The sequence below is a fragment of the Desulfotomaculum sp. 1211_IL3151 genome (assembly GCF_036763075.1).
Taxonomy (GTDB): domain Bacteria; phylum Bacillota; class Desulfotomaculia; order Desulfotomaculales; family Desulfotomaculaceae; genus Desulfotomaculum.
Genome location: NZ_JBAIYV010000022.1, coordinates 102,663 through 128,880 on the forward strand (window position 1 = coordinate 102,663; position 26,218 = coordinate 128,880).

Annotated in this window: 31 protein-coding genes and 1 other annotated feature; of the genes, 24 read left to right on the plus strand and 7 right to left on the minus strand. The window is 42.8% G+C overall.

Going from position 1 to position 26,218, the window contains the following annotated elements; all coding sequences use genetic code 11:
• The 13 genes from V6C11_RS04340 to V6C11_RS04400 all read left to right on the plus strand — a co-directional run bounded on the left by V6C11_RS04340 (position 1) and on the right by V6C11_RS04400 (position 10,429).
• A complete protein-coding gene (locus V6C11_RS04340; RefSeq protein ID WP_333529858.1) occupies positions 1 to 408 on the plus strand; it encodes a DUF2634 domain-containing protein in 408 nt (135 codons plus the stop codon).
• Entirely contained in the window at positions 401 to 1,438 is a 1,038-nt protein-coding gene (locus V6C11_RS04345) for a baseplate J/gp47 family protein (RefSeq protein WP_333529859.1), read from the plus strand. The genes V6C11_RS04340 and V6C11_RS04345 overlap by 8 nt, the downstream gene beginning before the upstream one ends.
• A gap of 3 nt (positions 1,439 to 1,441) precedes the next feature.
• Positions 1,442 to 1,858: a phosphoglucomutase gene (locus V6C11_RS04350; protein WP_333529860.1), complete on the plus strand. Its 417-nt coding sequence runs from the start codon at positions 1,442 to 1,444 to the stop codon at positions 1,856 to 1,858.
• Positions 1,858 to 2,880 carry a DUF2793 domain-containing protein gene (locus V6C11_RS04355; protein WP_333529861.1) on the plus strand — a complete coding sequence of 341 codons (1,023 nt, stop codon included), beginning with the start codon at positions 1,858 to 1,860 and terminating at the stop codon, positions 2,878 to 2,880. Before V6C11_RS04350 ends, V6C11_RS04355 begins: the two co-directional genes overlap by 1 nt.
• A 12-nt stretch (positions 2,881 to 2,892) precedes the next feature.
• Positions 2,893 to 3,609 carry a phage tail protein gene (locus V6C11_RS04360; protein ID WP_333529862.1) on the plus strand — a complete coding sequence of 239 codons (717 nt, stop codon included), beginning with the start codon at positions 2,893 to 2,895 and terminating at the stop codon, positions 3,607 to 3,609.
• 4 nt (positions 3,610 to 3,613) lie between these two features.
• Complete coding sequence (locus V6C11_RS04365; RefSeq protein WP_333529864.1) at positions 3,614 to 4,231, plus strand: YmfQ family protein; 618 nt, start codon at positions 3,614 to 3,616, stop codon at positions 4,229 to 4,231.
• Between the two features lie 4 nt (positions 4,232 to 4,235).
• Positions 4,236 to 8,252 carry a hypothetical protein gene (locus tag V6C11_RS04370; protein WP_333529865.1) on the plus strand — a complete coding sequence of 1,339 codons (4,017 nt, stop codon included), beginning with the start codon at positions 4,236 to 4,238 and terminating at the stop codon, positions 8,250 to 8,252.
• A gap of 12 nt (positions 8,253 to 8,264) precedes the next feature.
• A complete protein-coding gene (locus tag V6C11_RS04375) occupies positions 8,265 to 8,648 on the plus strand; it encodes a hypothetical protein (RefSeq protein ID WP_333529866.1) in 384 nt (127 codons plus the stop codon).
• A complete protein-coding gene (locus V6C11_RS04380; RefSeq protein ID WP_333529867.1) occupies positions 8,648 to 8,791 on the plus strand; it encodes an XkdX family protein in 144 nt (47 codons plus the stop codon). The genes V6C11_RS04375 and V6C11_RS04380 overlap by 1 nt, the downstream gene beginning before the upstream one ends.
• An 88-nt stretch (positions 8,792 to 8,879) precedes the next feature.
• The gene (locus tag V6C11_RS04385; RefSeq protein ID WP_333529868.1) at positions 8,880 to 9,197 is read left to right on the plus strand and encodes a hypothetical protein; all 318 of its coding nucleotides are present in this window, start codon (positions 8,880 to 8,882) and stop codon (positions 9,195 to 9,197) included.
• Positions 9,194 to 9,520, plus strand: coding sequence for a hypothetical protein (locus V6C11_RS04390; protein ID WP_333529869.1), 327 nt, complete (start codon positions 9,194 to 9,196; stop codon positions 9,518 to 9,520). Before V6C11_RS04385 ends, V6C11_RS04390 begins: the two co-directional genes overlap by 4 nt.
• 9 nt (positions 9,521 to 9,529) lie before the next feature.
• A complete protein-coding gene (locus tag V6C11_RS04395) occupies positions 9,530 to 10,198 on the plus strand; it encodes a glucosaminidase domain-containing protein (RefSeq protein WP_333529870.1) in 669 nt (222 codons plus the stop codon).
• Positions 10,199 to 10,429: a hypothetical protein gene (locus V6C11_RS04400; RefSeq protein ID WP_333529871.1), complete on the plus strand. Its 231-nt coding sequence runs from the start codon at positions 10,199 to 10,201 to the stop codon at positions 10,427 to 10,429.
• A gap of 224 nt (positions 10,430 to 10,653) precedes the next feature.
• Here V6C11_RS04400 and V6C11_RS18655 read toward each other — a convergent pair whose 3' ends face one another.
• Together V6C11_RS18655 and V6C11_RS04405 are read right to left on the minus strand one after the other, a co-directional pair.
• Positions 10,654 to 11,322, minus strand: a complete 669-nt coding sequence (locus V6C11_RS18655) for a DDE-type integrase/transposase/recombinase (RefSeq protein WP_442886025.1) — start codon at positions 11,320 to 11,322, stop codon at positions 10,654 to 10,656.
• A complete protein-coding gene (locus tag V6C11_RS04405; protein WP_333529872.1) occupies positions 11,298 to 11,795 on the minus strand; it encodes a transposase in 498 nt (165 codons plus the stop codon). Before V6C11_RS04405 ends, V6C11_RS18655 begins: the two co-directional genes overlap by 25 nt.
• 199 nt (positions 11,796 to 11,994) lie before the next feature.
• Here V6C11_RS04405 and V6C11_RS04410 point away from each other — a divergent pair, with 199 nt between their 5' ends.
• From V6C11_RS04410 to V6C11_RS04430, 5 genes are all read left to right on the plus strand, one after another.
• The gene (locus V6C11_RS04410) at positions 11,995 to 12,276 is read left to right on the plus strand and encodes a hypothetical protein (RefSeq protein WP_333529873.1); all 282 of its coding nucleotides are present in this window, start codon (positions 11,995 to 11,997) and stop codon (positions 12,274 to 12,276) included.
• A 363-nt stretch (positions 12,277 to 12,639) separates the two neighbouring features.
• Positions 12,640 to 13,086: an ACT domain-containing protein gene (locus V6C11_RS04415; protein ID WP_333529874.1), complete on the plus strand. Its 447-nt coding sequence runs from the start codon at positions 12,640 to 12,642 to the stop codon at positions 13,084 to 13,086.
• 20 nt (positions 13,087 to 13,106) lie between these two features.
• Complete coding sequence (locus V6C11_RS04420; protein ID WP_333529875.1) at positions 13,107 to 14,399, plus strand: homoserine dehydrogenase; 1,293 nt, start codon at positions 13,107 to 13,109, stop codon at positions 14,397 to 14,399.
• Between the two features lie 4 nt (positions 14,400 to 14,403).
• The gene (gene thrB / locus V6C11_RS04425) at positions 14,404 to 15,309 is read left to right on the plus strand and encodes a homoserine kinase (protein ID WP_442886026.1); all 906 of its coding nucleotides are present in this window, start codon (positions 14,404 to 14,406) and stop codon (positions 15,307 to 15,309) included.
• A gap of 52 nt (positions 15,310 to 15,361) precedes the next feature.
• Positions 15,362 to 16,600 (plus strand): aspartate kinase, encoded by a 1,239-nt coding sequence (locus V6C11_RS04430; protein WP_333529876.1) that lies wholly within the window; start codon positions 15,362 to 15,364, stop codon positions 16,598 to 16,600.
• 44 nt (positions 16,601 to 16,644) lie between these two features.
• Here V6C11_RS04430 and V6C11_RS04435 read toward each other — a convergent pair whose 3' ends face one another.
• The 4 genes from V6C11_RS04435 to proB are packed head-to-tail and all read right to left on the minus strand — an operon-like array spanning position 16,645 to position 20,032.
• Positions 16,645 to 16,773 (minus strand): hypothetical protein, encoded by a 129-nt coding sequence (locus V6C11_RS04435; RefSeq protein ID WP_333529877.1) that lies wholly within the window; start codon positions 16,771 to 16,773, stop codon positions 16,645 to 16,647.
• Between the two features lie 60 nt (positions 16,774 to 16,833).
• Positions 16,834 to 17,679, minus strand: a complete 846-nt coding sequence (proC, locus tag V6C11_RS04440) for a pyrroline-5-carboxylate reductase (RefSeq protein WP_333529878.1) — start codon at positions 17,677 to 17,679, stop codon at positions 16,834 to 16,836.
• A gap of 17 nt (positions 17,680 to 17,696) precedes the next feature.
• Positions 17,697 to 18,944: a glutamate-5-semialdehyde dehydrogenase gene (locus tag V6C11_RS04445; protein ID WP_333529879.1), complete on the minus strand. Its 1,248-nt coding sequence runs from the start codon at positions 18,942 to 18,944 to the stop codon at positions 17,697 to 17,699.
• A complete protein-coding gene (gene proB / locus V6C11_RS04450; protein WP_333529880.1) occupies positions 18,932 to 20,032 on the minus strand; it encodes a glutamate 5-kinase in 1,101 nt (366 codons plus the stop codon). Before proB ends, V6C11_RS04445 begins: the two co-directional genes overlap by 13 nt.
• A 57-nt stretch (positions 20,033 to 20,089) precedes the next feature.
• Positions 20,090 to 20,300: a binding site (T-box leader), on the minus strand.
• 159 nt (positions 20,301 to 20,459) lie between these two features.
• On the opposite strand from proB, the gene V6C11_RS04455 reads away from it, so the two are divergent.
• From V6C11_RS04455 to V6C11_RS04480, 6 genes are all read left to right on the plus strand, one after another.
• Positions 20,460 to 21,554: a GNAT family N-acetyltransferase gene (locus V6C11_RS04455; protein ID WP_333529881.1), complete on the plus strand. Its 1,095-nt coding sequence runs from the start codon at positions 20,460 to 20,462 to the stop codon at positions 21,552 to 21,554.
• Between the two features lie 80 nt (positions 21,555 to 21,634).
• Positions 21,635 to 22,063 (plus strand): hypothetical protein, encoded by a 429-nt coding sequence (locus V6C11_RS04460; RefSeq protein WP_333529882.1) that lies wholly within the window; start codon positions 21,635 to 21,637, stop codon positions 22,061 to 22,063.
• Positions 22,064 to 22,354: 291 nt separating this feature from the next.
• Positions 22,355 to 22,570 carry an FmdB family zinc ribbon protein gene (locus V6C11_RS04465; RefSeq protein WP_333529883.1) on the plus strand — a complete coding sequence of 72 codons (216 nt, stop codon included), beginning with the start codon at positions 22,355 to 22,357 and terminating at the stop codon, positions 22,568 to 22,570.
• Positions 22,571 to 22,698: 128 nt separating this feature from the next.
• Entirely contained in the window at positions 22,699 to 23,592 is an 894-nt protein-coding gene (locus V6C11_RS04470; protein WP_333529884.1) for a potassium channel family protein, read from the plus strand.
• Positions 23,593 to 23,633: 41 nt separating this feature from the next.
• Entirely contained in the window at positions 23,634 to 25,250 is a 1,617-nt protein-coding gene (bshC, locus tag V6C11_RS04475; protein WP_333529912.1) for a bacillithiol biosynthesis cysteine-adding enzyme BshC, read from the plus strand.
• Between the two features lie 16 nt (positions 25,251 to 25,266).
• The gene (locus V6C11_RS04480) at positions 25,267 to 25,443 is read left to right on the plus strand and encodes a hypothetical protein (RefSeq protein ID WP_333529885.1); all 177 of its coding nucleotides are present in this window, start codon (positions 25,267 to 25,269) and stop codon (positions 25,441 to 25,443) included.
• Between the two features lie 13 nt (positions 25,444 to 25,456).
• Here the strand turns inward: V6C11_RS04480 and V6C11_RS04485 are convergent, their stop codons facing one another.
• On the minus strand, positions 25,457 to 26,077 hold the full coding sequence (locus tag V6C11_RS04485; RefSeq protein WP_333529886.1) for an LCP family protein: 621 nt from the start codon (positions 26,075 to 26,077) through the stop codon (positions 25,457 to 25,459).
• Between the last annotated feature and the right edge of the window lie 141 nt (positions 26,078 to 26,218).

Below are 26,218 nucleotides of genomic sequence, written 5' to 3' on the forward strand. Positions count from 1 at the left end.
ATGATTCCGCAGGGTGGCAGTTTAAGCGTCAATCAAATGATTGGTTTAGAACAACAGCCAAGCTATACCTATAGGCTTGACCTGGCAGCTAATCGGATTGCTGGTATGACGGACGATATCGAGGCGATCAAACAAGCAGTTTTCAAGCTGCTGCAAACTGAAAAATACAACTATCCCATATATGGGAACTATGGTGTTGAGTTAGCTGGTTTATTGGGTAAAAGCAGATCATTTATTAAATCTGAATTGAAGCGCCGTATTCAGGAGGCATTATTGCAAGATGACCGGATTAAAGCGATCGAAGATATGCAGATCACCTTTGGCGAAGATCAGGCACTGGCAACTTTTGTCGTTTTAACCCAGTACGGCAGCTTCAATGTAAACCGGAAGGTGATCCATCATGTATGAACAACAAACTTACGAAGCCATCCTCCAGCGCATGTTAGCTCGGGTGCCCAACACCATAGATAAACGGGAGGGCAGCATCATCTATGATGCCCTGGCCCCGGCTGCTGCGGAACTGGCGCAAATGTATATAGAATTGGAGATTAACACCAGCCTAGCCTTTGCCAGCACCTCCAACGGAGACTATTTGGAACTACGTACGGAGGAACTTGGAATCACAAGGGAACCAGCCACAAAAACAAAACGAAAAGGGTTATTCTACGGTAATAGCGACACGCCGCTGGACGTACCAATGGGCAGCCGTTTTTCCATTGAAGGCTTAAATTATATGGCCGTCAATAAGCTTTCCGGCGGGCAGTACATCATGGAGTGTGAAACAGCCGGCTCGTCAGGCAATCGGCCCCTGGGCAGTATGCTGCCCATTGACTACGTAACGGGTCTGGTCAGAGCGGAATTGGCAGAGGTGCTGGTGCCAGGGGAGGATACCGAGACAGATGCAGCACTACTGAATCGATACCGGCTCCAGGTACAGCGGCCCATCACTTCAGGCAATATTTATCACTACCAAAAGTGGGCCACGGAAGTACCGGGGGTCGGTGAGGCCAAGGTATTTCCTCTCTGGAATGGTCCCGGTACAGTGAAGGTGGTTATTGTCGATTCTGAACGTCAGCCGGCTACACAAGTATTAACAACCGCTGCGGCAGAGCATATAGAAAGTGTTCGGCCCATCGGTGCAAATGTGACAGTTGTGTCCGGCCTAGGTAAGCCTGTCAATGTAACCGCCATCGTGGTTTTAGCGGCAGGGTACAGCCTGCAAAGCGTGTCAGAGGCATTTGCAGTTGCTTTGACGGAGCACCTCAAAGACATTGCCTTTGCAATGAATTACGTCAGTCATGCCCGCATAGGCACGCTGCTTCTAAGTATCCCGGGAGTATTAGATTACCACCACCTGACCTTGAACGGAACCACAACCAATATTGCACTGGCTGACGAAGAAATACCGGTACTTGGTTCCGTTAATTTGGGGGTGTAGTAGATGCCTTATCCTAATGAAATTGACCGCTTTACGGAAAAGCTGAATAAAAAGGCTGCCGGCAGTGTGTATGTCATGGAAGAAGAAATCACGATCACGGACGGGGTATATGAGGGAACGCTGACCCACGACAACATAACCAACAGCACGATCCGGGTTTATACGGGTTCCAAATTAACCGGCGAGCAAGTGACAAATTTCATTGTTTCGGTACCGGCAGAAACTCCCTGGAAGCGGTCAATCAAAATATTTGCCGCGACCTCCAAGGTATACGTCACCTATGAAACGCCTGGGGACACGGTAGAAGCTGAGGATGTGAACAAGCTTCAGGAATCTATCACAGCCACCCAGGAGGAACTAGCAAGATACCAGGCCGTTGGGGTTATTGACGGCGGCGACTTTATTCGGGAGGTGAAATAATGGCTCAACAAACAATTAAAATCAGGCGTGGAACAAAGACCCAACTAACCGCATTAGGAAATCTGGCAGTAGGTGAAATGGGCTTTTGTACGGATACAAAAGAAGTGTATATCGGTGACGGCACGACGAACGTTTTCGTTGGTCGTGCCATGTCGGGGACAGAGGCCGCCAGGCCCAATGCGGGTGTGTTGGGTCGAGTGTACTATGTGACAAGCAGCACCAATATGGGGTATCTCTACTTTGATGATGGGGCTGTCTGGAAAAGGATCAATGCCCAGAAACTGACCGATCTGACCGGAACCTTGGATGACGTAGCAGATGGTACCACCTATGCCAAGGTAAAGAAATCAGACATTACCAACGGCCAGGTCAATAAAGTTTCCGATGGCAGTAATACAAAAACCGCTGCGGAAATTAAAACTCACATAGACGATGCAACCAAACACCGGGTGATAAATGACGGGGGTGTATCTGGCACTGCCTTATGGTCAAGTCAGAAAATCAACACTGAAATATATAATGCTATACGTGGGTTGGAATGGCAGGATAGTGTCAAGTCAAAAGTTGTCGCTGCACCACCTGCTTCACCCGCAGCGGGAGACAGGTATATCCTACCAGCAGGTGCTACTGGGGTATGGGCCGGGAAGACCAACCAAATAGCTCACTATCAATCATCCTGGGAATATTACGTACCCCAAGAAGGTTGGAGTGTCTATGTGGATGCAGAAAACAAGAACTATGTATTCAACGGCACTGAATGGGTACGGTCAGGCGAAGCCAACCAGAGCATCATTGCCGGAAACGGCCTAACAGGTGGAGGCCAGGGTGACACTGTAAGTTTGGCGGTTGGAGCGGGCAACGGTATCACTGTGGCAAGCACATCCGTAGCAGCTAAAGCAGGTAAAGGTATCGTCGTGAACAGTACCGGCATAGAAGCCAACATAGACGGTAGTAGTATCATCTATGATACCGCTAATGGTAATAAGCTAACCGTGGCAATCGTGGACGGAGGAACATTTTAGGGAGGGAGGCAGATGGCTAGAAAAGTATTGATCCAGATTCGCCGGGGACTGGAAAGGGATATAGGCACCCTGGCAGTGGGGGAACTTGGGTACTGCACAGATACCCAAAAACTGTATATTGGTGCTGCCAGCGGAAATGTACTCCTTGTAACTGCTCAGACCGCAGGCGATATGCTGAAAAGTATCTATGATACAAACAACAACGGCAAAATTGATGCGGCAGAGACAGCCGACAGCGCGCCGTGGGCGGGGATAACAGGTAAACCGAGTGCCTTTACACCGGCGGCTCATAATCATGAACCCACAAATATAAACCAAAACACAAATAACCGTTTTGTAACAGATATAGAAAAAGCGTCTTGGAACGGAAAACAAGATGCACTGGGTTTTGCACCTGTAAATAAGGCAGGAGATACCGTTGAAGGGAAATTAACTCTGCCGACAGGAACCACTGCCGAAGCTTCGTTGACTATTCCCCACGGCGTGGCACCGACTATTCCGGTCAACGGTGACGTGTGGACTACAACATCGGGACTTTATCTAAGATTAAATGGAACTACTAGAACAATAGCCCATACAGCTTCCTGGAGTACGATATCTCAAACGGAGGCGGAAGCAGGTACAGCAACCTCGCAAAGATTATGGACTGCTCAAAGAGTGAAACAAGCTATAGATGCCAATGCAATGCCTAAAGGCCCTTTAACCTGGAACCAACTCAGGGGGGTGTAACGGCATGACATACGGTGATTTTTTATATGGGACACGGATATTCAGCGATGATGCAGGTAGTGATCAGCCGGAAATCCCTACCCCCGACCTGATGCAGTACCTCCCCCCATACTACAGCCGTGAAAAAGGTGAAATGTTAGCAATCCAGCAGGCTAATGCGGGGGAGTTGGGTAAACTACGTTATGCTGTCGATGATCTTCTTCGGCAGTTTTTTGTTATGACTGCTACATGGGGACTGGACTTGTGGGAACAGGAGTTAGGGCTAACGACAGACCGATCTAAATCCTATGAACGCAGGCGGGAAATCATCCTAGCCAAGTTACGTGGGGCCGGTACGACAACGAAGGAAATGATCAAAAACGTTGCCACTGCCTTTTCTGGCGGCGAGGTGGCTGTAATTGAATACCCAGGGGAATGTCGGTTTGTGGTACAGTTCATCGGCATCAAGGGAATTCCGCCAAACATGGCTGGGTTTATAGCTATGCTGGAAGATATTAAGCCAGCCCATTTAGTTTGCGAGTTTAAGTACACGTACACGGTATGGAATATGTTGGGGGGGTTAACTTGGAATCAGGCTGAACAAAAAACTTGGAATGAACTAAAAATTTACGAAGGGGCGTGATGAGATGAAATATACCGGGAACTTAAATTTAAAGAAGCCTGAAGGCACAGACATTGTAAATATTGATGATCTAAACGAAAACATAGACATCCTAGATCTAGCGGTGGCGGGAAAGGTTGATAAGGTAGCAGGTAAGGGGTTATCCGACGAAAATTTTACCACTGTAGAAAAAAATAAACTGGCAGGTATTGCAACCGGAGCTAATAACTATACCCACCCGGCTAATCACCCAGCATCAATTATTATTCAGGACGCTTCTAACAGATTTGTAACTGACACGGAGAAAGCAAACTGGAACGCCAAAGAAACACCTGCTGGAGCGCAAACTAAGGTAGATGCACATGCCAATAATACTACAACAGCTCACGGAGCGACCTCAGCAGCTACCGCAAATAAAATCATAATCCGCGACGCTGTCGGACGGGCAAAGGTGGCCGCACCTTCAGCAGCGGATGATATCGCAAGAAAAGACACTGTTGATGCTGTACAAACAAACTTAACTTCTCATGCTAATTTAACCACTACTGCCCATGGTGGGATTGTTCCATCCAGCGATGTTGTTACAATGGCAATGGCTAATAAAATACTTAAACTCAATGCAAATGCTAAACTTCCAGCGTCTATTACAGGTGATGCTGATACATTGGATACTTATCATGCTGGAAATGCAGCAGGGAATATTCCAATAAATAACGGTACATTAAATACTAATTTAAATGCTCAGAAGTTAAATGGACAACTTGCAGCTTATTATACTAATGCAGCAAATATTAATATTGCTGATTCTGATGGAAATTTTTCTGCTAAGAAAGTAGAAAATGCTATCGCAGATTTAGGAAATCAAATAATGAAAGAATTTAAATCCTCTGTAACACTACCACATGGTATTAGTGTATTAAATGTAGAAGAAAGTGGATTATTAAGACCTAAATTTGTTGGCCGACAATTAATTAACCTATTAGGTAGAGATGGTAATTGTGAAAACATTACAGGGGTGTGGTTGAGTTCAAATTCAGCAATGTCTTTACTTAATAATGGTATTAAAGCAGCTCAAACGGGTAGTACATCATATGGTATTAGTTCTACTAAATCATATCCAATAAATAATACTAAATATTATATTGCATCTGCTTCTATTACTAATTTATTTTCAAGTGCTAGGGATGCTAAAATATATGTTAGGCGTGGAAGTGACGTTGTTAGTTTTAAGTCTGGTACAGCAATCTCTATTAATCCAAATGAAACAAAGCAAGTTATTGTTAAAATACAACCTTCAGATATTGGAACTGAAACTAGCATATACGTATATCCATATGCATACGGGACTAACAATGGTGAATCTGTCATATTCGATAACATTATGCTTTGTGAAATTTTACCCGCTGATTACAACTTAAACGATGAAGAATTGTTAGCAAAATATCCATATGTAAATTCATTCCAATGTGTGCAAAATCCTGCAATAAGGGTTGAAGGTGAAAATTTATTACCACCTTTTAATCAGTGGAATTTACATGCTAATGCTAAACTTTCTGAACCATACACATTCGTTTTAGATGCCACTGCAAACAGTCAATGGACTAATACAGGTGCGGGTAGTATAAAAGTAATTCCTGGTCAGAAATATTCTTTCTCATGCAATGCTCCAACTGGAACATTATTTAGGGCCGCTACTTACGATAAAAATGGAATTTATGTTGCTAGTATTGGAGATTTAGTAAGTAGCGGAGGTAAAATACGCGGTACATTAACTATTCCTGCTGGAATTTATTCACTTTCATGTAATTTAGGTAATAATACTGATATAACCGGAAGTTTAACTTTTTCTAACCCAATATTAGTTGTAGGAGATGTGATTCCAACTGAGTTTAAACCCTACAACCCATCTTACCTCTACCTCCAAACACCTCTTTACGAAGGTGAAACGCTGGAGAAGATTGACGGACAATGGATGAGAACAAAGAAGTGGGAGAAGAAGGTGTTGAATGCGAGTTTAGCTTACTCTCAAGTCGGCAGATATACTGGATATAATAGGGTTAAAGTTGCCGGAATTGCTCCCGGTCATGCTGGTAGTTCTACAATTAATACTATTGCGGTTAAATATGATGGTAAACTATTGCCTCATAGTGGAAGTGGTAATCCGGGTGCTGGTGATTTTAGATTGTTACTTGATACTGATTTGTATATCACTATTCCGAATGTTGATTCGGGTTGGGCAGATAGCTACGCACCAACACCAGATGAAATCAAAGCCTATTTTATGGGATGGAAGATGTGTAATTCAATTATAGGTAGAACTACGCCGTATAATGGAACAGGAACCAAGGGTTGGGTTGCTTTTGATAAATCCGCTGCTGATGGTGGCACATTAACTGATGGGATTGATTTTTTCACAGTAACACCACCCAGCATATTAGCACCTAATACAAAAACCAAATCCTATGTTCTTCACTATCAGTTATTAAACCCAATTATTGAAACAGTACCAAGTGAAGGTCAACTTGTTTTACATGAAGGTGTAAATCAAGTAGAAGTATTCGAAGGGGTAGTGTTCAGGGAAATAGTAAATCCCACTATAAATGTGGCTAGCTATAATTATTACGGAATAAATACGAAAGTTGGTAGTTCGTATGCTGTAGATACTGGATTTAATGCTCTACCTATGACCATATATGATATTTACAAAAATGGTAGAGAAAATACGTCGCAATGGACTATCGCTAAGTCCCCTACTTCCATCAATTGGCACAACGGTCTAGGAGCGTGTATTAGCAAATTTGACTTTGATCCATCTGCTCAATACTCCGTAACCTATTTAGCAGTATCTGAAGAATTTACTGCATCGCTTCTTTTTGTTGATGCTATTTATGATGCAAATATTAAGTCTATAGTAGATTCGTTGGTAAGTAAAGCTTCTGATGTAGGTGTGAGAATAGGAGCTTTAGAACAGGTTTTTACATCTGTCAGTAATGGTAAAAATGAAATCGCTACCGCTATTACTGACAAGGGTATACCAGCAAGCAGTAGCGAGAGTTTTGCAAGTTTAGCTGGAAAAATAGGCAATTTAACATCGGGCATTTCGGATAATATAGATAAATATTTAATGTATCCAGATATTACAGATATTGGATATGCTCAACGGATTGATTATTCTGCAAACTATAATTATTATGATTTACAAATTACCAAAGATGATTATATAGTGTATTTACTTAAATATTATAACCACCAGTCATATACCATTAGAATGGCACACCCAGATATTCGTGCAGCTATCTGGTCATATGACACTGAAATCCCTAGCGCCAGACTTGTACTTGATTCTCTTGAAAATTGTTATGTATTAGGATCAAATAGTGGTATAGGTGCTTTATATTTTAAAAAATATAATAAAAATGGGAGTCTTTTAGTAAATAAAACTTATTCTCTTTCTAATTGTGGTGAAGTGCGATATATACATATACATGAATTATCGAATAGAATATATGCTGTACTTCGCTACGTTATTTTAACATATGATTTGAATGGTAATTTAATATCATATATGTTAGTTCCTTCAAATGAATTTGGTATGTCTAGCTTAGATGTCAGTGGAAAATACTTATATGTAATAAACTATAACAAGATAATAGTTTTCAACACAGAAATATTAGCATTTACTGGTTGGCAATTTGTATTTGAAACACATCCCGTATCCTTAGTAGCAGGTGAAGATGATTATGTATATGCTAGAAATACATATAATCTCTATAAGATAAAGCAAGGAGCGGGAACTCAAGTTTGGTATACGCCAGGTGCAGGAAGTTATGGTGATATGTGTATCACTCCTTGCAGTAAATTATTATGTTTTAACAGTGGTAGTACTAGAGTATATAACATGAATGGGTTATTTTTATTTAATGCAAAGTTTGATAGAATATATGCAAATTATGTTCCACATAAAGCAATGGTATTTTCTGCAGATGGATCATATTTACATTACGCATTTGTTAAATTCAATAAGTGGAAAATAAAGATATAGGGAGGAATAAGTGTGATATTTATTAGATATGAATTAGAAAAAGAAAATAAAGCAAAGGTATCTTTTGTGCATTTCAAACCAGAAATGTTAAAAGAAGAAGAAAAACATGATGGAATTATGTTAGATTCAGATAATGTACCGGAGCCAGAAAATGTAAAATATAAGATGCCCGTTTTATATATTAACCCAGAAACAGGAGAATTGTGGCATGAATACATTGATGTTGAACCGACTGATATTGAAAAATTACAACAAGAAAACATAATTCTTGGGCAACAGCTTGTTGAAAAAAAATTACAAATTATGGAACTTCAACAGCAAAATGCAACCCTTGGCCAGCAAGTGGTTGACATGGATTTGCGTTTATTAAATTTAGAAATGGGAGGTAATGCGTAATGAGTAATTTTGAAAGAGTTAAATACTATTACGAAAAAGGTTGGGCCACTAAGGCACAGGTACAGAAATATGTGCAGTATGGCGTGATTACTGCCGAAGAATACCAGACCATCATAGGTGAACCTTATCCAACAATTGCATAACAGCAAAGTATAGAACGCCACGATAGGCGTTATTTTTATGCCCTGGTGCCCTTGGGTGCTAGGGTAATTGTTACCGGAGGTGGAGTAATTGGGGGAGGCTGATGTTTTAGCCATACAACAAAGTCTTAACCGGGTAGAAACTGTACTTACTGACTTAACAAAGGCTGTGAATGACTTGAGGGTAACAGTAGCTAGAGATTATGTCACTAAGGAAGATTTCCTTAAGTTTCAGGAACAATCAGAGTTCCGAATAGTCAAATTGCACGAAAAGATTGAGGATCATGTTAAAGAGGACAAAGCAGACCGCTGGAAGCTTGCTGGTTTGGTGGCCACGATTACTGGCATTGTGCTGAGTATCATACAAGGGGTAATTAGAATGGTCAGGGGTGGAGGTGGCACCCAATGAGGGGATTTTGGAACGATGACGATGGAATGTCGATAACTGACTCACTGGCAATCTGGTTTTCAGTCGGCTTTGGTATTGTGTCAGCAATATTTGTGTATTTGTTGCTAACAGATAAATTAACCGACAGGGCGGTTGACTTCTTTACTCAATTTTCATGGCCAGTTATAACCATCCTTGGCGGATACTATGGGGATAAGATTGCATCACAATTTGGATATGCCATAAGCAGTAGGAGGCGGCCACAAAAACTGCAACACCAGTCATACCAGGACTATGACCAGAGATTTGACGATTATTCACCAACTCAACGACCTACCATCTAGGAGGTAATTATGGGTACAAATAATTTTATAGCCGATGTTATGTCGGCAGCGGTGAAGATTCAGATCAAGCATGGGTTACCAGCGGCGGCTATCACTGCTCAGGCTTGTCTGGAGACTGGGTTTGGCCAATATGTACTTAAACAAGGAAGTAAATACAGTTACAACTTATTCAATATTAAAGGGACTGGACCTGCCGGAAGCGTTTCTGTAGTAGCTTGGGAAGTAGTGAATGGGAAGCAGGTAGATGTTAGGAGTAATTTTCGGGCCTATAACAACTACGAAGAATCGTTTAATGACTACGCCAAATTGATCACCGGAGCCAGTAGGTACAAACAGGCATTACAGGTTAAACCCGACCCCGACAAATACGCCTATGCTATTTTGGCCTGTGGTTATGCTACGGACCCTGGATATGCCAAGAAGTTAATCAGCATTATGAACCAGTATAAGCTACGGGAATTGGCTGCAGAGATGTTCAAGAAGGAGGTAAATGCTGTGTTTAAGGATGTTTTAGACCACTGGGCTAAATATGACATAGAGTGGTTAGAGAAAGAGGGGCTTATCGGTGGCGACTTACAGGGTAACTTTAACCCGGACAATCCAGCAACTAGGGCCGAAATGGCAGTAATGATGAAGCGGACTATTGATTATATTAGTAAAAAGATGGGGGTGGCTTAGGTGCGGCCATTTGTTGAACGTCTTAAATCCAGGAAATTAATCATGGCCCTAGTGGCCGCTGCCGTCGCAGGTACCAAGATGTATTACCCTGACTTGCCGGAAGATGCTGTTTACGCTATTGTGGGTGCCTGCATGGGTTATGTTGCCGTAGAGGGAGCAGTGGATGCTGTGGGGCAGTTGGCAAAGTGGCTGGCCGAAAAGAATAAAACCGAACCACTTGTTAAAAAATAACCCAACATAATCACGCGGATGTATTGTTGTGGGGCTGTCGCAGTAAGCCAGCCTAGAAAACAAACAAAAGACGGCTTCTGGCAAATGCCAGTCGCCGTCTTTTGTTGTAAAATATAGTTGTGAACAACACTTTACAGCCAGATTATACACTAACCGGGAATGTGTATCAACTGGTAATTCCGATGGATATAGGGGAAATGATCCCGGTGGACGATTCAGTGAGACTACTCAATGCCGTGTTGGAAAGGATCAGAATGTAGAACGAATGGCTCGTTAACGAGAGTGCGTTTCTCAGATATCATCGCTCGTCGTACTACTATACTGGCATTTTCAGCGGACTCTTCGGTCCAGATATCCCAAGCAATAATCTTCCGGCTAAACAGATATAAGATTAAATATAGGTAGAAAAAGCTTCCCCTTATTGGTCCCGGGAACCAAGTGATATCCCACATCCAAACTTGGTTTGGACCAGTGGTACAATGGGTAGAAATAGACTTGGAACACGGTCGTTTAGCTCTTCCGCGATGGTGTTGCATATCGTTTTCTTTCAGCACCCGATAAAATGTTGATTCTGACGCCAAGTAAATACTTTGGTCGGCTAGTCTGGGAACAATTTGGCTCGGCGGTAAGCTCTTAAATTCAGGTGCAGTTTCCACAATAGCTTGTCTTTCGTCTTCGCTAAGTTTGTTTGCAGGTGCTATTCGGTTAGCATATTTCCGCTGGTCCCCAAGGGGTGATAGATTACTTCTCCAGCGTTGAAGGGTTCGCCTTGAAATTCCAAGTTCCTCACAGGCAGCTGTCTCCCTAGCGCCTGAGGCAACAGCTTCTTTGATCAGTATAATGGCTTGTCGACGATCTGAGTCACTGATCAGTCTTCCACGGGGTCCCCCCAAATCGCCTGGGCCTTTTTTCTTAAAACGAGGAGTGCAGCAGCTTCAGCAAGCGCAGCTTCCTTTCGTCTAAGTTCTTTTTGAACATCTTTTAATTCTTTATCCCTTTGACGTAGATCCTTTTGTAGCTGGGCAACTTGCTGGGCAACACCGCCATTTGCTTGCATACAGGCATCACGCCATGCTTCCGCCTGTTCAACAAAGAGGCCTTTAGACCGGCAGTATTCAGCCATCTCTATCTCACTCAAAGAGGCTGTCTCTACAACTATTAGAAATTTATCTTGGGTACTCCATTTTTCAGCTTCAGGTTCACCACTTGGAACTGCTATGCCATTGGCTCTGGCTTTCCTCTTCCAGGTGTGTAGAGTGGCCTCAGACAACCCGGTTTCCCTAGAGATCAATTTAATCGATTCATTATTAGGTGGCATCATTCTTTTGATAATGGAGTACTTGATTTCCTCGCTGTATCTTGTCATCGTTTTTCCTCCTCGCACTGCTGCTTAAATAAATATAAATGTTTTAGAGGGCTATGACAACTATCCTAACACAGGGGGATTACTGTCTAGCCCTAATTTGAGGGTTTCAGGGAACATATGTTTGGGTGTAAAATACATGGTAAATCTTGTATAACTTTTAATTTTGTGATGTGTTAACGTATTTAAAGGAGGGGAAAATTTGAAGCTTAGGGAATTGTTTACCATGATGATACGAGAAAGATTAGAGGAAACACACCAAAAATTAAAGGAGAGCAGAGTATACCAAGATAACCTCTCTGAAGTGATAGAAATACAAAAAAAGATAAAGCATAAGCTTGGCCATGATAGGTATTTGGTTGATGATTTAGAATATTTAAGAACCTTGTGCTTTATCGAAGAGCACGAGGCAGCATATTTATTGGGCCTAGAAGAAGGTTTGGAATTGCAAGGTAAAAAAATTCAAGAGGACTGTTGTTTGTAAAGCAGCCCTTTTGAATTTTAGGATTAACGAAGGTATCAAAAAGGTAAAGCAATCTTGAAAGCGGTTAATTTAAATTTAAAGATGTCACAGGTCAAAGACGAACCGTCTCAGGGTACATGAAGCCGAGGGGGTTGGTTATTGTTTTTATTATAGAAATATTTGGGGCTAGGATTTTGGAAAAATGTGTCGTAATTTGTTAATAGAAGGAAAGTCGCGTATGGATGGTTAAAAGGGACTTATTGATTAAAAAATATTACGGATCCCTTAAAAAAGAGTTTGAAGGAACATTTCTTGTTTGGTATAATGTCTACTGTAGACAGATAATCATCCGCCCAAAACGGACGAAATGAGAGGTATCAAGTAGTGGCCAAAAAAGATCCCAAATACTACTTAGTACAAGAGGATATCCTGCCTGAAGCGATTTTAAAAACAGTGATGGCCAAAGATTTATTGCTTAAGGGGGCGGCAAATACTGTTAATGAGGCCGTTGAAAAGGTAGATTTAAGTAGAAGTGCCTTTTATAAATACAAAGATAAAGTGTTCCCCTTCCATCAATGGAGTCGGGGCAAAATTGTTACCCTTGCGTTGCTGATGGAGCATCAGCCAGGGGTCCTTTCTACTGTATTAAATATTATAGCTTCTGTTAAGGGCAGTATTTTAACGATTAATCAAAATTTACCGTTACAAGACCTTGCCAATGCGACCCTTTCCATTGAAACTGCCGAGATAAATCGCGATTTGGAAGAACTTTTGCGAATTATTGGTGAAGTGGAAGGTGTACGGAATGTACGTTTAGTGGGCCAAAATTAGGCCTTGGGGAGGAGATTACTATGGATAACATAATTAAAATAGGTCTATTCGGTTTAGGAACCGTTGGCCGAGGTGTCTATCGTACACTGGAAGAAAATAGTGATATTATTCAACAACGGGTTGGTGTAAAAATAGAGATTAAGAAAGTTTTAGTACGCAGTTTGAATAAAGAACGTGGCATAAGTATACCAGAGGAACGGTTAACCACCGACCCGAATGATTTAATAGCTGATCCGGAAATTAAAATTATTGTCGAAGTCTTGGGTGGCATTAACCCCACCCTTGATTACGTATTAGCAGCCCTTAATAGTGGGAAAAGCGTAGTAACTGCCAATAAAGACATGATGGCAGAGTATGGTCAGCGGTTATTTAAAGCAGCTCAAAATAATAACTGTGATTTGCTATTTGAAGCCAGTGTGGCAGGGGGCATACCCATTATTCGCACCTTGAAACAAAGTTTGGCCGGCAATCGCATTGAAGGAATTTATGGCATTATTAACGGTACAACTAACTATATGCTGACTAAAATGTTTCAAGAAGGCTGCGACTTTAAAGATGTCCTGTCGGAGGCACAAGCAAAGGGATATGCTGAGTCAGATCCAACTGCCGATGTGGGGGGCTTTGATGCTGCAAGAAAATTAACGATTTTAGCTTCCATTGCTTTTAATACCAGGGTGCCCTTAAGTAAGGTTCATACGGAGGGTATTACGAATATAACCGTGGCCGATATTACTTCCGCCAATGAACTGGGCTATACCATAAAATTATTGGGTATTGCCAAAGAGCGGCCGGAAGGAATTGAAGTTAGGGTTCATCCAACCTTTATCCCCAAGGACCATCCACTGGCGTCAGTGGGAGATGTGTTTAATGCTGTATTTGTGCGGGGCAATGCGGTTGGAGATACGATGTTTTACGGTAAGGGAGCAGGCGAACTGCCCACAGCCAGTGCCGTGGTAGCAGATATCATGGATGCTGCCAGGGATATCCTGCGAAATGTGCCAGGGTTTATTGGTTGTACCTGCTTTAAGGAAAAACCAGTGCTAGATATTGGTGAGACCTATAGTAAATACTATATTCGACTTAAGGTAGCGGATAAACCGGGGGTATTGGCATCAATAGCCTTGGTCTTCGGGAATAAAGAAGTCAGCCTTAAATCTGTTCTGCAGAAAGAAGCCACCGGCAAGACCGCTGAACTGGTATTGGTTACACACCGGGTGCTTGAACAAAATGTTCAAGATGCCTTAATGGATATCAAACAATTATCCTCTGTTTTAGATATTTCCAACGTAATCCGGGTAGAAGGGGAAGAGTAAAATAGTGCCAAATGAAACCATTAAAGTCAAAGTTCCGGCTACCACGGCGAATATGGGGCCAGGTTTTGATTGCCTGGGGATGGCTTTAGAACTTTACAATGAAATTCACATGAGACTGGCTCCGGGAAAGATCTCCATTCAGATCGAAGGAGAAGGGGCAGAAGATATAAAAAGAGATGAAAATAATATTGTCTGGCGGGCTGCCCAAAGAGTTTTTCAGGAAGTTGGTTTTAATAATCCTGGCTTATGGATTAGACTCATTAATCAAATCCCAACTTCGAGGGGACTGGGCAGCAGTGCTGCCGCCATTGTAGGGGGATTAGTGGCAGCAAACCAGCTTATTGGGGGTAAACTAACACAGGATCGCTTACTGGCTCTGGCAACCGAATTGGAAGGACACCCGGATAATGTTGCCCCTGCCCTCCTGGGAGGGGTGGTCATTTCAGTGCTGGCGGAGGGAGAAGTACACTATTTAAAGATTATGCCGCCGGAAGGGTTAAACACAGTGGTTGCTATCCCAGATTTTAAGTTATCCACCCACGCGGCAAGGGATGTATTGCCGCAAAAAGTTAGTTTAAAGGATGCTATTTTTAATCTTAGCCGTGTGGCACTGCTGGTTGGTGCCCTATGTGAAAAACGGTTAGATTTGTTATACATCGCAGGGCAAGATACTTTGCACCAACCATACCGTTCCAGTTTAGTTCCAGGCATGCAAGAGGTAATTCAGGCAGCAAGCCAGGCCGGGGCATTAAATGTAACCCTAAGTGGGGCCGGCCCTACGGTGCTGGCCCTAACGAACAGCGGGTCAGAAGAAATTGCCCGATCCATGGGGCAAGCCTTTGAAAATGCCGGAACCTCATGTCAAATAAAACTTCTAAGACCTGCAGTTGAAGGAACTAAAATTTTATGATTTAATATTTTATGTAGCTAAAGTATTTTGCAGCGGAGAGGCGGTAACAAAAATGTTGGTTGTTAAAAAATTTGGCGGGAGCTCAGTGGCAGATCCCGAGCGGATAAAGCGAGTAGCCAATCGAATTGTGGATGAACATAAAAAGGGAAATCAGGTTGTGGTAGCTGTTTCAGCCATGGGTGATACTACCGATGACTTAATATCCCTGGCTAAGCAGGTAACGAATGAACCTGCCGAACGGGAAATGGACATGCTGCTTTCCACCGGCGAACAAGTATCCATCGCTCTTTTGTCTATGGCCATTCGGGATCTTGGCTCAGATGTTATATCCTTAACAGGTGGTCAAGTAGGTATTTATACAGATGATGTACATAGAAAAGCGAAGATTTTAAAGATCGAAACCAGTCGGGTCAAGGAGGAATTAGATCAGGGCCGGATTGTTGTAGTGGCTGGATTCCAGGGTATTAAATCCAACCGGGATATTACTACCCTAGGCCGTGGTGGTTCAGATACCACTGCTGTGGCCTTGGCTGCTGCACTACAGGCGGATGTGTGTGAAATCTTTACAGATGTTGATGGGGTCTATACCGCTGACCCAAGGGTAGTGCCAGAGGCCAGCAAGCTGCAGAACATTTCCTTTGATGAAATGTTAGAGCTTGCCAGTTTAGGAGCCCAGGTGCTGCATCCCCGCTCGGTGGAACTGGCCAAGCAATATGGCATCCCGATTCATGTTCGTACCAGTTTTGATCACAGAGAAGGAACTATTGTTGAGGAGGCACCAAATATGGAAAATGCACCTGTGGTGAGCGGAGTTGCCTATGATTATAACGTTGCTAAAATTGGCTTATTTGATGTGCCGGATCAGCCCGGTGTAGCTAAGAAAATATTTAAAGCCTTATCTGCCCAAAACCTTAACGTGGATATGATTATTCAAAGTGCCATGAGGGATAACGTGAATGATATAGGTTTTACCACTACCCAGGACGATCTGAGGAAAGCCCTGCAAACCATTGAAGCGATTCAGCAGGAAGTTGGCTTTAGAGGGTATACCCATGATGAAGATGTGGCCAAGGTATCCATTGTCGGTGCCGGAATGATTTCACACCCAGGAGTGGCCGCAGATATGTTTGAAGCCCTGGCCGATGAAGATATCAACCTGGAAATGATTACCACTTCGGAAATTAAAGTATCCTGTGTAATTAAAAGAGCGGATACCGTAAAGGCAGTTCAAGCCCTTCATCAGAAATTTAAACTGGATAACCTGGAAGAGGCTAAAAATTACAGCGAATAAAATAAGGAAAAAATAATCCCCGCAACCTGCGGGGATTATTTGGGTCAACCATCGGAACCCTTGGCAACATAGATGGGGCCTTCGCCACAATCAGGTGGTGCTTGAACCGGACCTTTTTCTTTATAAATTATTTGGGCTGGTTCCTTTAGCTCCTTGGTTCGTTTATCTTCCATATAGCTCACCCCCTGCCCTTAGCTTGTGCCAGGCAGGGGGTTTTTAATCTTTTGTGATGGTTATTTCTGAGCACACTGATTTTCAATAATAACACGACCCAGTTCCTGGGAACGGCGGGTGGCTCGGAGAATCGCTTTGCGGATGGTATTTTGGAAATCTCCCTTATTAAGTTCATTAATGCCGGCCATGGTTGTGCCGTTGGGGGATGTGACCTGACGTCTTAATTCCTCGGGGTTTTCACCTGTCTCCATGAGCATCTTAGCTGCACCTAAAAGGGTTTTTAAAACCAAAGGCCGGGCCAGTTCCCGGGGAATGCCAGCGACCTCTCCGGCCTTTTCCATGGACTCCACCAGATAATAAATATAAGCGGGGCCACTGCCCGAGAGTCCGGTAACGGCATCTAACAGGTGTTCTTCCACAATCACCACTTCGCCCATAATCTTGAAAATCGCTTCCCCTAATCTTAGCTGCTCAGGGGTTGTATAGTGACCGCCACTTAGTCCGGTGGCAGACTCCAATACCGCACAGGATGTATTAGGCATGGCCCGGATAACAGGAATGGATAGATTAAGGCTATCTTCAATCAGTGAAGTAGGAACACCGGCCAAGACGGAGATAATCAGTTGGTTTTCTCCAATGCTGCCTTTTATTTCTGCCAGGGCATTAAAGACATCCTGGGGTTTCATGGCCAGAACAATAATATCTGCTGCGGCCACAGCTTTTTTCTTATCAGACACGGGAACAATGCCGTAGTAATTACGAAGATAATTTAAACGCTCTTGGTTATTCCGGTTGGCCACCTGGATATCGCCGGGGCGGATGCTTCCGGCGGATAGAATTCCTTTGATCATGGATTCACAGATATTGCCGGCACCTAGGAAGAAAAAGCTTTTTCCTTCTAACATTGTAACACCTCCTAAAACTATGAACGTATCTGCCCGGTTCCTCTTACCACGTATTTATAGCTGGTTAATTCCCGCAGGCCCATGGGGCCACGGGCATGTAATTTTTGTGTACTAATACCGATTTCCGCACCAAAACCATATTCAAAGCCATCGGTGAATCTGGTTGAGGTATTATGATAAACAGCTGCCGCATCTACCCCGCGTAAAAATTCTGCTGCTGTGGTTTGATTATTGGTCACAATACTTTCTGAATGACCCGTACCATATCGTTGAATGTGATCGAAAGCTTCCTGTGCATCTGTTACTACTTTGATGGCTAAAACAGGGGCGAGGAATTCATCAGCCCAGTCATTTTCTGTGGCTTGCTTAATCCCAGGAGCGAGTTCCTGTACCTTTTTGCAGCCTCGTATTTCTACACCCCTTGAAGTAAGTTCGGATACAGCTTGGGGCAGCCAGGCTGCAGCAATTCCCTGATGCACCAGCAGCGACTCCGCAGCATTACAAACCCCATAACGCTGGCATTTAGCATTTAGGATAATCTCCAAGGCCATTTGGTGGTCTGCTTCGCTATCCACATAAATGTGACAGTTGCCAACCCCAGTTTCAATCACAGGTACAGTGGCGGTCTCAACTACCCTGCGAATGAGGCCGGCTCCGCCCCGAGGAATTACTAAATCCAACAGGCCATTAAGCCTGAGCATTTCGTCTACTGCACGGCGGTCTTCAGAATCAATAAATTGTACGACATCTTCCGAAATTGCAGTTCTTGTCAGACCCTTTTTGATAGAATTAACCAGGGCTCGGTTGCTATTCAAAGCACTGGAACCACCTCTTAACAGCACAGCACTGCCGGCCTTTAAACATAAGGCGCAGGTATCAACGGTTACGTTGGGACGGGCTTCATAGACCATACCAACCACACCCATGGGCACACGAACCTTGGCAATTTCTAAACCATTGGGTCGATGCCAGTTTTCGATAATCTGCCCCACCGGGTCTTCTAAATCAATCACCTGCTGGATGCCTTCCACCATATTTTCAATCCGGCTGGGGCTAAGGGCCAAACGATCCAATAAGGCAGGGCTTAAACCAGAATTTTTCCCATTTTCCAGATCCTTTGCATTTGCTTGTATAATGTCAGCTTTATCCGCAAGCAATTGACGGGCAATTTCCCCCAGGGCAAAATTCTTTGCCTCCGTATCGGATATGGCCAGCTTAGCCGCTGCTTTTTTAGCCTTTGTTGCCAGTTCCCTTACACTTGACATGTTGAAAAACTCCTTTCACAGACCAACCAGTCTCGGTTAATTACCTCCAACCCGTGCTGAGATTCCTTTATAGCCAGGTTTAAATCTTCAGAGGAAAGGTTCGTAATACCCTTTGCCAGTTCCATACCTTGTTCATCAACAATGGATACAACACTTCCTGGCTGGAAGTTACCTTTAATGTTGGTTACCCCTACCGCCAAAAGGCTCTTATGCTTTTCCGTAAGGGCCTTTACAGCACCCTTGTCAATGGTTAAAATACCCCGCGCAATGCTGCCATAGGCAATCCACTGTTTACGGCTTCTCAGGGTGTGGTTGGAAGGTAAGATGGAAGTGCCAAGCTTTTCACCTGCGGCAATATCCAGTAAGATACGAGGTTCCTTGGCACTGGCAACCACCGTCCTGACACCGCTTCGGGCAGCAATACGGGCCGCAGATAATTTTGTGCGCATTCCCCCGGTACCAACGGTGCTGCCGCTGTCCCCGGCTATCTTAATAATGTTTTCATCTACCTGCCGCACCACGGGGATTAATTTGGCATTGGGATCCTTCCGTGGGTCACCGCTGTAGAGTCCATCAATATCTGTCAGGAGAACAAGAAGGTCCGCTTCTACTAAGCCTGCCACCAATGCACTTAGGGTATCATTGTCACCAAAACGAATCTCGGCAACCGTTACGGTGTCATTTTCGTTGACAATGGGCAGCACCTGACTATTTAACAAGACATTTAATGTATTACGGGCATTCAGGTACCGCCGACGGTCCGCAAAATCAGCCCGGGTCAGAAGTATTTGCCCAACTTTCATGCCTTGGGCTTGGAACAACTCGTTATACTTTTCCATCAGCAGCCCTTGGCCCACAGAGGCAGCGGCCTGCCTTTCCGGCATCGTTAAATTCGTGCGGTTCCAACCAAGGTGACCTAAGCCGGTGGCAACGGCTCCAGAAGATACTAAAATCGGTTGCCAGCCCTGTTTAAAAAGTTCTGCCACAGCATGGGCAAGGGCTTTTAATTTTGCTATGTCCAGTAATTTATCATTATTTGTTAGGCTGCTACTGCCAATTTTTATAACAATTCTCCGATACGGTTCCACTGTTGTAGCCTCCTTATCAGTTTTATGTCATCCTGAGAAAATAAAAAACCTTTCGTCCTAAAGGACGAAAGGAAACTTTCGTGGTACCACCTTAATTAATGCAAAAAGATGCATTCACTCAATGCCCTGTATCGGGGGCTGCCGGTTCAGTTATCCAGAACAGCTCAGGAGTGGGATTTCAAGATCTTATCCTAAGGAATCTTCCAGCCGCCGGATTCCTCTCTCTGTCAAGAATGGGATCGTTACTTTTCTCCGTCATCACCAGATATTTAGATGACATCATTATAACTTTTTCAAATGATCAAAGTCAAGGAATCAAAGTGGATTTATAGGTTTACATAAAATTGAAACACAAGGCGATCCGCTGCACCTTAAGGGATTTTTAAACATATGATAAAAAATAAGGGACTGTAACGGGAGGTAAATTTTGTTTAAAATTGTTAGGGTGGAGAATGCCGAACACTGGAAAAGGTTCTTAAATTTGCCTGGCTCCATTTACCAAGGGGACCCCCTATGGACACCGATGCCCCTGGAGAGCCAAAAACAAATGTTTAACCCCCAAAGCAATCCGGTGTTGCGTCATGTGCGGTATGAATGTTTTATTGCCCTTCAAGATAAAAAAACAGTTGGCCGGATTATTGCGGCAACCGACGATTTGTTAAAGGATAACAGGGTAGGGTTATTTGGCGGCTTTGAATGTATCAATCATCCTGAGGTGACCCGAGGATTGTTTGAGGCAGCGTCTCAAAGTCTTTTTAGCCGGGGCAAAACCATCATACAGGGACCAGCTACCATGAATACTTCCCAGCAAGTGGGACTGTTGGTGGAGGGCTTTAGGCTGCCGCCACAAATGATGATGCCCTATAATCCTTCATACTATAAAACTTTGCTAGAAGGTAACGGTTTTTATCCTTTACTAGATTTGTACTCCTATCAGTGGCGGCAAGAAGAAGCTGTTAATCAACATAAATTATTTGCTGTGGCTAAAAGGGCTGCCAGGATACCAGGAATAAAACTACGTCCCATTAATTTGAAGGATACCTGGGGTGAGGGTAAAAAACTGGCTGAACTGCATAATCAAACCATGACACAACAGTGGGGCTACGTACCGATGGAGCAGGAAGAGGCGGCCTATTACCTTGCTGGTTTAAGAGGTTATACCGATCCGGAATTGTTGTTTTTTTGTGAAGTTGACAATATACCAGTGGGGGTTTGTTTAATGACACCTGACCTGGGGCCAAAAATTCGTGCCTCGAGGAGATATGGCTTTCCCCGACCCTTTGGAGAACCAAAATCCTTGAGAGTGGGGGTTTTGGGAGTGGCTCCTGATTATCGCCGACGGGGCGTAGCAGCTTTGCTAATTGAGAAGGCGATGAAGATTGGTATCCGAAAGGGATACCAGCGGGCAGAGCTGTCATTAATTATGGAATCGAATACCAATATGAATCAAATCATTACAACGGCAGTTGGTAGTAGGGTTAACAAAAGATTTAGAATTTATGAGAAAGTGATTGACGTTTAAAGTTATAATTTGGGAAAACTTGTGACCTAATTCATACTTCTACGTATTATAGAATTAAAAGGGTAGAAAGGAGTTTCAGCATGTTTAGATTTCCCATTTTAAATGATCCACGTATTGCATTATTTGGACTTACCATGTTCAGCCAAGCCAATCCAAGGCTGGAAAAACAGTTGGAATTTTTTGCTAATATGTTAGAAGCGACGAGCAATTCTCTTGCAGTTATCCAGGGCGAAATGCAAAATTATCAAACCTCCATGGTTTCCTTAGCATCCCCAAAAACGGACTATGCCACCAAACCTGTGCAGCAACAGGATATTCCCGGAAGTTATACCACGCCAAACCAATCGCCGATTGAACAGATCCCGCAGGAACCAGCATATTCAACGATTTCGACCATGGAAGTTAACGAGGCAATCAGTGAACAACTAGATCAATTAGCACAAAGAGATCCAGTAAAAATGAATAAGTTTTTAGATGAATTAGAGCAGCTTATCAATAAATACCGCTAAAAATTGCCATAAGCCTTGGGCTTTTTTAGCCGTCAGTCCTGTCATCCTGAGCGGCAACGAAGGATCTTTTCCAGCATGGAAAGACGATGCAAGATCCTTTGCTATCGCTCAGGATGACTTAATTTATTTTAAAAGGGCGTGTCGTAAAACAATTATAGTAAGCGACACGCCCTTTTTATTTTGGTTAAAGGCTGTTAATAATATGACGTACAAAGATTAAAAGGCACAAGGAATTTTTATCAAATTGTCGAATAAATTATTTTTGTTATCTACAAGTTGGAGGTGAAAGACATGCCTATTTTTGAGTTTTCCTGTAAAGCCTGCGGCAGGTTGTTTGAAAAATTGCAACTGGTTGGCAGAGAAGAGCAAATTAAGTGCCCGGACTGCTCCAGTGTGAAGGTAGAGAAAAGAATCTCTGCGCCATTTTTGCCCAGTTCCGTTGGCAAACCAGCCGACAGTGGTTCCTGCGGTACTTCCCAAAAGGGTGGTAGCCAAACTGGCGGCTGAGGTATATAAAAATTACAGTTGTAATTGCAGATGATAAACCGAGGTATATTAGCCTCGGTTTTTATATTACGGATTCTAACTTGTCCCGGGCCTTGAATATAGATATTAGAGGAAAGGCAGGGAAAGTTATGGTCCTTATTGAAAGCTTTAATAGCTTTGCGGTTATTTTTGTGCTATTGGGAACGGTCCTGCTTCTATTGCATTCCTTTGCATCGATATCAAAATCGGAACAAAAACAAACAGTAATTACCTTGGATTTTGCCCATTTGTTTCGACATGGCTTAATGTTTATGAAATATTCCCTTTTCTCAATTGCACAGATGTCTCGGATATTGTTATTGTTTTTAATCATCTATGGTCTAATACTGTCTTTTTATTTTTGGTATAAAAGAGTTGGTTTAGGCTTAACGGGTATCATGGGTCTTAGTATATTAACAACCATCATTTCCCTGGGTGTTATCGCACTCATCCTGTCACCCATCTTATTTATGACCCAGAGATATTTATATGATGCAGTTATTGAATCGCGCATTTTTAGAATTGCTGTTTATTCGGTGCTGATACCTTTTCTTTATATATTTATTATTCATGACTTAACCACAGGTCCACTGGTAGAGGGTATTATGTTGGTAGGTATGCTCATTAGTTATTACCAAATTTTTAGGGGCATTACCTACTGTCTGCAAACACCGGGCATGTTTTTTTCTTATTTGGACAGCCGCTTCCTCCCGATTTTTATGATTGTTTCCTGGTTAATCGTAATTATTTTAAATCTTTTTACCATGATATTATTGGTCTCCAACACAGACCCTCATGCCTTTATTGATAATACAGGTCCTGTGACAGAACACCTACGCCTGTTGTATTTTACAATTATTACCTTTACCAGTGTGGGGTACGGTGATATAACACCCAGGGGGAATTTTGCTGTTTTTATTACCATGATTATTTCGGTAACTGGCTTTTTGTACTCAGCCCTTTTTGTTGGAAGTTTATTAGCTGCCTTTACAACTAGAAAATAATAAAAAAGGATAAAACCCGATAGGAGGAAAGTTTAGTGCACATGGAGTTAGCGGACTCTTATTATTCCCATTCCCTTGCAAGGACATATTTGTGCGACTTTTCCAGGGTAAAGCAATTTTTTACATACGATCCCAAACAACTTCAGGAATTTTGCAGAAGATACAGCTACTTGGAAAGGCAGCCTAAGCAACACTTAGAGGAGCTGGGTGCTAATCTAAAAGAATTTAACATTGCCCTTGGCTGCGGCGAAAAAACAATTAAGAATATTGAGCTTCTGCACCAAGGCCAGGCGGTATCCGTGGTTACAGGTCAACAGCCAGGCATACTTACAGGACCCTTATATACTGTTTACAAGGCCTTGGGAGCAGTTTTGCTGGCTCTGAAACTTTCTAGGGAGCTCAAGCAAAACGTTATCCCCGTTTTTTGGATTGGTGCGGATGATCATGACTATGAGGAAATTAATCATATTTTTATTCCCATTGCCAAGGGTCCCAAAAAAATTGCCGTGGAGAAAGAAGTCAAGGGTAGGGTTTCGGTGGGCAATTTGCCGGTACCAGATATTAACCCACTTATTGAAGAATTGGCCGAGTTGTTGCCACCAATGGGGTGGAAAACAGAGGGAATGAATCTGATTAAACAAACAGCAGCTCAGTCAGCCAACCTTGCAGAATGGTTTGGTAAGCTAATGACCTTTCTTTTTAAGGATTATGGTTTAGTTTTTATTAATCCTGTGCAACATCCGATAAGAAAAATCTCTGCGGCTTTATTTCATAAAGCTGCTGCTACGGCACCGGAAGTTAATAAACTTCTGCAAGAAAGTTGTCAGCAAGTAACAGATTATGGCTATAGCCCTCAGATACAAAGCCAAAGGGATAAACTGCATCTATTTTATTATAACGAAGATGGTTGCCGGGAGGCATTGTTCTATAATGACACCTCATTTTTTAACAAGGAAAGGACAAAAACCTGGACAAGAGAGCAACTGGCCGAGCTGTGCTTAACAAATCCAGAGTTGTTCAGTCCGGATGTGGTGATGCGTCCAGTGGTTCAAGAAGAGCTATTACCTGTACTGGCCTATGTGGCAGGCCCTGGGGAAATCAGTTACTTTGCTTTATTAAAGAATATATTTAACCATTTTCAAATGAAAATGCCGCTCATTTACCCCCGGCCTAATATTACTTTGATTGAGCCTCTGATAAAAAAGTTAATAACAAAATATGATATACCCTTAGCATCTTTAACAAATGGGTTGGCAAATTTTACGGAAGGCTATCTTCGGAGGGCCGATGGACTGGGAATCGATAGGATTTTTAATGATTTTAGGTCCATGCTGCGGCGAGAACATGATACTATGATGAAAGAATTACTGCAGTTTGATCCTAATTTAAAGGCGTATGGCAAAGATAATCTTGGCAGAATTTTAAAAAATATTAATTCCTTTGAAGAAAAGGCAAGACAATATCATAGAAAAGATAATCAAATTGCAATTCAACAAATACAAAAAATTCAACATCGGATATATCCTCTGGGCCAATGGCAGGAGAGAACCTACAACATTTTTCCCTATGCCATGAAGTATGGACCACAGATAATTACGTCAATATATAACATGGTAGATATATTCGATTGGCGACACAAATTTATGCTTTTTGATTAAGAAAGGGAGACAGGGGATGCTGGCAGTAAGCTTTTTTTTCGTATTAGCCGGGGGCATGATAATTTTAGTTAGTGTGGTTGGGATTTTACTAAATCTCCTCAATATGGAGTATTCCCGCTGGAAAAAATGGGGTCTACCCCTTTGTGGTGGGGTGCTTAGCCTATTACTGGGACTTCTGATAGCGATGTCCTAATTCCCTGTTAGGGCTAAGCACTTATCTCATTGAGAATGTTTTTCCAAGTTGTGGGTTCTACATAGCGATACCTACAGCCGTCCAAATAATAATCCTTGCCATACAAGGCATTTTTTGTGAGAATAGTGGGTCCTTGATGAGAGATCACGCGGTAGAGTTTCAACATCACGTTGGGGTGAATATCCGTACTAACATCTTTCGTAAAAATCCATAGTAGCTGGGGTACTTTCTTTAGACCACCTGGTGAAATTATAGTAGCGGCCATGGCCCTTAATACATCTTGATCATCCTGACGACGTTCCGTTCTGGTATCTTCAAAAGCCCGCAGCAGGGTGGTATTCCTGTCGTTTACATGAAAAGTGCCAACCAGCCGACTTGCTTCAGCTACAACTTGTTGATCAAAGGAGATAAATCCATTAATTCGAATGCCTAGGGCACTCTCCAAACGTTCTTTTAAGCCATCCCTACCCTCCTGATACCATACCTGGCCGATGGTGACTTGTTTATTATTTTCATTTGCCACCTGCAGGGAAGCAAATATCGGTAAGCTAAGGATGTTTATTTTGCCGTTACTGGCATCAAATGTCATCAGGGTTAGGGCCTTGAGGTTTTGTTTTTCTGTCCAAATACACATGATATGTGATTTGTTTTGTTTTTTAGGGGCAGCTTCCAGTGATCCTACGGGGGTAAGTATAATTATTAATATAAGAAAAAAACTAACGGAAGCTATTAATAACCTTGTATGCGCTAACCATAAAGAATGGAACTTTTTCAT